The organism is Streptomyces sp. WAC06614 (assembly GCF_003949795.1).
In the GTDB taxonomy this organism is placed as follows: Bacteria; Actinomycetota; Actinomycetes; order Streptomycetales; family Streptomycetaceae; genus Streptomyces.
The window spans coordinates 1-5,405 of sequence record NZ_RPRY01000405.1 but is presented as its reverse complement, the minus strand read 5'-3'; the positions used below and the strand labels follow the sequence as shown (position 1 = coordinate 5,405).

At 70.9% G+C, this 5,405-nt stretch carries 5 protein-coding genes; all 5 read right to left on the bottom strand.

What is annotated here, in order from left to right:
* Positions 1 to 806 (bottom strand): ABC transporter ATP-binding protein (locus tag EF918_RS31820; RefSeq protein ID WP_148141298.1); only part of this gene is annotated, 806 nt, incomplete at its 3' end.
* Positions 803 to 1,792, bottom strand: a complete 990-nt coding sequence (locus EF918_RS31815) for an ABC transporter permease (RefSeq protein ID WP_125652388.1) — start codon at positions 1,790 to 1,792, stop codon at positions 803 to 805. The genes EF918_RS31815 and EF918_RS31820, both read right to left, overlap by 4 nt.
* Positions 1,789 to 2,754, bottom strand: a complete 966-nt coding sequence (locus tag EF918_RS31810; protein ID WP_125652387.1) for an ABC transporter permease — start codon at positions 2,752 to 2,754, stop codon at positions 1,789 to 1,791. The genes EF918_RS31815 and EF918_RS31810 overlap by 4 nt, the downstream gene beginning before the upstream one ends.
* Positions 2,755 to 2,777: 23 nt before the next feature.
* Complete coding sequence (locus EF918_RS31805; RefSeq protein WP_125652386.1) at positions 2,778 to 4,523, bottom strand: ABC transporter substrate-binding protein; 1,746 nt, start codon at positions 4,521 to 4,523, stop codon at positions 2,778 to 2,780.
* A gap of 171 nt (positions 4,524 to 4,694) precedes the next feature.
* Positions 4,695 to 5,102, bottom strand: coding sequence for a hypothetical protein (locus EF918_RS31800; RefSeq protein WP_125652385.1), 408 nt, complete (start codon positions 5,100 to 5,102; stop codon positions 4,695 to 4,697).
* Between the last annotated feature and the right edge of the window lie 303 nt (positions 5,103 to 5,405).

Here is a 5,405-nt window from a genome sequence, read left to right as displayed (position 1 = left end):
GCGTCGTCGAGGCGGGGCAGGGAGTCCAGCAGGCCTCGGGTGTAGGGGTGGGCGGGGTCGGCGAACAGGTCGTCGACCGAGGCCTGTTCGGCGGCCCGGCCGCCGTACATCACCAGCACCTCGTGGGCGACCCGGGCGACCACACCCAGGTCGTGGGTGATCATCACGACGCCGAGGCCGCGTTCCTGCTGGAGCCGGGCGATCAGCTCCAGGATCTGGGCCTGGACGGTGACGTCGAGGGCGGTGGTGGGTTCGTCGGCGATGAGCAGGTCGGGTTCGCAGGCCAGGGCCATGGCGATCATGGCGCGCTGGCGCATGCCGCCGGAGAACTGGTGCGGGTACTCCCCCGCCCGGCGGGCGGGTTCGGGGATGCCGACCTCGGCGAGCATCTCCACGGCGCGTCTGCGCGCGGCGGCGCGGCCGGAGCGGAAGTGGACACGGTGGTGCTCGGCGATCTGCTCTCCGACGGTCCAGTACGGGTGGAGGCTGGACAGCGGGTCCTGGAAGATCATCGCCATCCTGCGGCCGCGGAGCCGGGACAGCTCCTTCTCGGGCAGCCCGGTCAGCTCCTGTCCGGCCAGGGAGACGGAGCCGGTGACCTCGGCGTCGCGGTGCAGGCCCATGACGGCGAGGGAGGTGACGGACTTGCCGGAGCCGGACTCGCCGACGATGCCGAGGGTGCGGCCGGCCTCCACGGTGAAGTCGAGGCCGTCGACGGCGCGGACCCGGCCGCGCGGGGTGGTGAAGGTGACCTTCAGGTCGCGGACGTCGAGCAGCGGCGGGGTCAGGGGGGTACCGGTCGTCATGCGTACCTCACTCTCGGGTCGACGACGGCGTACAGGAGGTCGACGACGAGGTTGGCGACGACGATGAAGAAGGCGGCCAGCAGGGTCACCCCGAGCACCACCGGCTGGTCCGAGCTGACCAGGGCGCCGTAGAACAGCCGCCCGACGCCGGGGAGTCCGAAGATGGACTCGGTGATGACGGCGCCGGCCAACAGGCCGCCGAGGTCCATGCCGAAGATGGTCAGGATCGGGGTCATCCCGGAGCGCAGGCCGTGCTTGACGACGACGGTGCGCTCGGGCAGCCCCTTGGCCCGGGCGGTACGGATGTACGGCTCGGCCATGGCCTCGATCATCGAGCCCCGGCTCTGGCGGGCGTACATGGCGGCGTAGAGCAGGGCGAGCGCGGTCCAGGGCAGCAGGAGGTTCGTGGCCCAGGCGAGCGGGTCGTCGGTGAAGGCCTGGTAGGCGGGGTACGGCAGGAGGCCGGCGATGCGGATGACGCCGAAGATGAGCATCACCGAGGTGAAGTACACCGGCAGGGAGGCGGCGGCGACGGCGCCGACCATGAGGGCCCGGTCGGTGACGGTGTCCTTGCGCAGGGCGGCGGTGACCCCGGCGCCCAGGCCCAGCAGCAGCCACAGGGCGGCGGCGCCGACGGCGAGGGAGGCGGAGACCGGCAGCCGGTCCATCAGCAGGTCCCACACCGGCAGGGAGTTCTCGTAGGAGTAGCCCAGGCACGGGAAGTCGCAGCGGACGGCGTACGGGCCGGTGCCGAGGGTGCGGCCGGTGAAGATGCCGGTGAGGAAGTCGGTGAACTGCCGCCACAGCGGCAGATCCAGGCCCAGGTACGCGCGGACGTCGGCGATGCGTTCGGGGGTGCAGGTCTTGCCGCAGGCGGCGGCGGCCGGGTCGGCGGGCAGGACGTAGAAGATGAGGAAGGTGACGGCGGCGATGGCGACGAGGACGCCGGCCAGGGCGAGCAGCCGGCGCAGCAGGTAGAGGATCATGTGCGGCCGCCCCGGGGGTCGAGGATGTCGCGCAGGGCGTCACCGAGCAGGGTGAAGGCGAGCACCGCGAGGAAGAGGAAGGTGCTCGGGATGACGAAGTACATGGGGTCGGTCTCGTAGAAGGCGACGGACTCGGCGATCATCTGGCCCCAGGACGGGGTCGGCGGGCGGACGCCCACGCCGAGGTAGCTCAGGGCCGCCTCGGTGCTGATCATGCCGGGGACGAGCAGGGTGGTGTAGGCGATGACCGGGCCGGCCACGCCCGGCAGGACCTCGCGGGTCAGGATGCGCCAGGGGCCGGCCCCGCCGACGCGGGCGGCGTCGACGTACTCGCGGTGCTTGAGGGAGAGGGTCTGGCCGCGGACCACGCGGGCGATGCCGGGCCAGCCGAACAGCCCGATGACGGCGGTCATCAGCACGATGCGGTCGACGTCCTTGGCGACGGACAGCAGCGCGATCATGAAGATCAGCGAGGGGAAGGACATGGTGAGGTCCATCAGGCGGGAGAGGACCGCGTCGGTGCGCCCGCCGAAGTAGCCGGCCGCGATGCCGGCGGCGGTGCCGGCCACCACGACGACGGCGGTGGCGGCGAAGGCGATCGTCAAGGAGACCTGGGCGCCGTGGACCACCCGGGCGAACAGGTCGCGGCCGGTGACGGGTTCGACGCCGAGCCAGTGCTCGGGCGAGATCCCGCCGAGGTCACCGAGCGGGAGGCCGCCGAGGTACGGGTCGACGGCGGACTTGTCGAACTCCTCGGGGGACCAGCCGCCGAGCGCGCTCAGCCAGGGCGCGGCGACGGCCATGAGGACGAAGAGGAGGACGACGGCGAGGCTGACGCGGACGGCGGGGCGGCGGCGCAGTTCGCGCCGGGCGAGCTGCCAGGGGCTGCTGCCCGGCGCGGCCGGGTGCTCCGCGGCGCCGTCCGGGGCCGCCCCAGGGGCGGCCGGTGCGGTGGCGGTCATGGTGCGGTGGCCCGTCCCGGCCCTCAGCCCTGGCTCTTCGACGGGTCCTTCAGACCCACCGTGCCGTAGTCGATGGTGCCGGTCCACACAGGGTGGCCGTAGGCGCCGGCGATGTTGGTGCCGATGAGCAGGGGCTTGCGCTCCTGGAGGACGGGGATGGCGGGGGCCTTCTTCATGATGGCCGCGTCGAGTTCGGTCCAGGCCTGGTTGGCGGCCTTGGCGTCGGCCATGGCGTTGATCTCGTCGATCCGCTTCATGGTGGCCTCGTCGCGGAACTGGCTGTAGTTGCCTTGGTTGCCCTTGTCCTTGATGGTGCGTCCGTCGAAGACGAACGGGATCCAGGTGGAGCCGGAGGGGTAGTCGGGGCACCAGCCGGTGAAGGTCATGTCGGGGGTGGTGGACAGGTCACCGATGACGTCGTAGTACGCGCCCGGGTCGACGGTGTCGATGACGACCTGGATGCCGACGCGGGCCAGACCCTGCTGGATGGCCTCCGCCCGGCCCTTGTCGCCGGTGGAGACGGCGAGGGAGACCTTCAGGCTCTCCTTGCCGGCGGCCTTGAGGAGCTCCTTGGCCTTGGCGGGGTCGCCGGCCGGCGGGATCCCGAGGGTGTCGGCCTGCTTGCCGCCGGTGAGGGCGGGCGGCAGGTAGGCGGTGGCGATGTCGTTGAGGGCCGGGCCGCCGGCCGCGGTGATCACGGCCTCCTTGTCGACCGCGTACTGCATGGCCTCGCGGACCTTGGGGTCGTCGAACGGCGCCCGGGAGGTGTTCAGGTGCAGCATGGTGGTACAGCCCTGGGGCTCGGCGAGCAGCCGGGACTTGATGTCGGGCTTGGGCAGCACCTTCGGGGCGCTCTCGGGGCGCATGTTGGAGTACTGGATCGCGGAGGCGTCGGCGCCCTCGCCGGCGATGATCCGGTCGTCGATCTGGCCGCCCTTGAGGCCCATGACGACGACGAACTTGTCGGGGTAGGCCTTGCGGACGGTGTCGGTCCTCGGGTCCCAGTGCTCGTTGCGGACCAGGACGAGCTTCTTGTCGCGGTCGTAGCTCTCGATCTTGTACGGGCCGGAGGAGAACGGGCGGGCGTCGTACTGGGTGCCCTTCTCCTGGGACTGCGGGACCGGGGCGAAGGTGGGGAGCGTGGCGGTCGCGGAGAACTCGGCGACGGGGCGCTTGAGTTCGAAGACGATGGTGCGGTCGTCGGGGGTCTTGACCGAGTCCAGGTGCTGGCCCTGGAGGGGGCCCTTGTAGCCCTCGCCGCCGGCCAGGTACTGGGCGGCGTAGTCGGGGCCGCCGGTGAGGTCGGGGGCGAAGGACCGCTCGACGTTGTACTTGACGTCCTGGGCCTTGATGGGGGTGCCGTCCTCGTACTTCAGGCCCTCCTTGAGGGTGAAGGTCCAGGTGCGGCCGCCGTTGCTGGGGGTGCCGAGGTCGGTGGCGAGGTCGGGCACCAGCTCGCTGCCGGCCTTGCCGGGCTCGGCCTTGAAGGTGACGAGCGTGCGGTACAGCAGCCGGGTGCCGAAGTCCATCGCCGGCATCGTCCAGTTGCGGGCCGGGTCCAGGTGGGAGAAGTCCTGGTTGGACAGCACGGTGAGGGTCCCGCCCTTGGCCGGGGTCCCCCCGAGGACCTTGCCGTTGGTGGCGGCCGCGGGATTGTCCCCACCGCCACCCTGCGCCCCCTTCTTCCCGGCGCCGGAGCAGCCCGTGACACCGAGTGCGAGTGCGGCCACCAGGGCGGTGGCGAGGGCGAGACGGTTGCGCGTGGTCATAGGTCACTCCAGTAAGGGGCTGCTCTCTAGGATGTGACCGGTAACATAGTAATGTGAAATTGTACTGACAAGAGGTCTGCGGGGCCGTTACCCAGCCGTGTCCGGACCCGAGGGGTCCGGACCCCGCCGCAGATGCGACGGGGCCCGCGCCCCAAGGGCGGTGACGTGACGTCAGTTGAGGTCGACGTAGCGGGTGCAGGTGCCTCCGAGCAGCGACTTGAACATGAACTTCACGTACGGCTTGCGGCTCTTGGCCACGGCCACGTCCTTGGTCTGGGAGTCGGAGATCTTCGACCAGCCCGGGGTGAGGGTGTACTCCTGGATGGTCGTCTTCCCGTCGTCCGCCCTCCAATAGACGTTGACGACGGAGAACTTGTCTCCGATGTTGTCGAAGGTGATCTCCCGGAGCATGGTCTGCTGGCCGTAGTCGCGGTACCACACCCGCGCGCTGTGCCCGCAGTCGACGGACTTGTACTTGTCCACCCCTGCGGCCTGGGCCGGGGCGACGGCCAGGACCGAGAGTGAAGCCAGCGCCCCCGCGACGGTGGCCGCACTCACCAGGTGCTTGCGTATCGACATCATCTTCTCCTCGTGGTCAGCGATCAGCAGGTGATGCGGTGCGGGCCGGATCCCCTGAGGACCGGCCGGCGGGCAGGAATCTACAAGCGGGGTCCGGCCCGGGACGATCAACCAGCGCCGTATCCGGCGGTCAACCTGCGGGCCCTGCCCGTGACCGCCCAACGGCGTACCCGCCACCCACCGAGGGTGTACGTGGCGCCCCTGGAGTGGGCACGGTGCCCAGGGTGGTCCTGGTGGACCCAGGGTGGTCCTGGTGGACCCAGGGTGGTCCTGGTGGACCCAGGGTGCGGGTGGGCCTGGTTG

What these genes read in the sequence shown, in the direction of transcription:
- EF918_RS31810 (WP_125652387.1), bottom strand. Translation starts at nt 2,754, where the DNA reads ATGACCGCCACCGCACCGGCCGCCCCTGGGGCGGCCCCGGACGGCGCC.
- EF918_RS31805 (WP_125652386.1), bottom strand. Translation starts at nt 4,523, where the DNA reads ATGACCACGCGCAACCGTCTCGCCCTCGCCACCGCCCTGGTGGCCGCA.
- EF918_RS31800 (WP_125652385.1), bottom strand. Translation starts at nt 5,102, where the DNA reads ATGTCGATACGCAAGCACCTGGTGAGTGCGGCCACCGTCGCGGGGGCG.
- EF918_RS31815 (WP_125652388.1), bottom strand. Translation starts at nt 1,792, where the DNA reads ATGATCCTCTACCTGCTGCGCCGGCTGCTCGCCCTGGCCGGCGTCCTC.